Source organism: Pauljensenia sp. UMB6358 (assembly GCF_030216865.1).
Taxonomy (GTDB): Bacteria; Actinomycetota; Actinomycetes; order Actinomycetales; family Actinomycetaceae; genus Pauljensenia; species Pauljensenia turicensis_A.
In genome coordinates this window covers 1-422 of sequence record NZ_JASOMS010000044.1, presented here as the reverse complement: position 1 = coordinate 422, position 422 = coordinate 1, and the positions used below count along the sequence as shown (strand labels likewise).

Here is a 422-nt window from a genome sequence, read left to right as displayed (position 1 = left end):
CCCCTATCCAAGAGCGGGCAACGGCAACGAGTCTTTGCCGTTCCGCCTCCGCATTAGAACTACTAGTGTTTACCTTGTAGGTTTCGGTGCGCGTGCCGCCTTTAATTAGGCGGCGTTTTTTCTCTACTCGACCAGGCTTCCCAATAGTCACCCCGGCTTTCATAGGGGAAAAAGTGACGTTCAGGTTACCGTCCGGTTTAGACTGGAGCACGCCCCAAAGTTCCCGATACACGTCCAAAACGTCAGCGGAAACATAATCCCGTTTACTGTCAGTCCAGGCCATTCCCTTCGGGTAGGCAGACACGCCCACCGTCTCAACCTTCAGGTTAGGGGACTCATCATCAAGCTCAGTGATAATGCCGCCCCCGCGAACCTGCCCGGACTCAATCAGCCAGGCGGCAGTCCCCCAAGGACGTAATTCC

The 422-nt window shown here is 55.5% G+C and carries 1 protein-coding gene; it reads right to left on the bottom strand.

Going from position 1 to position 422, the window contains the following annotated elements; genetic code table 11:
- Nucleotides 1–422: hypothetical protein (locus tag QP381_RS08550; RefSeq protein WP_285068508.1), on the bottom strand; the 422-nt coding region annotated here is incomplete at both ends.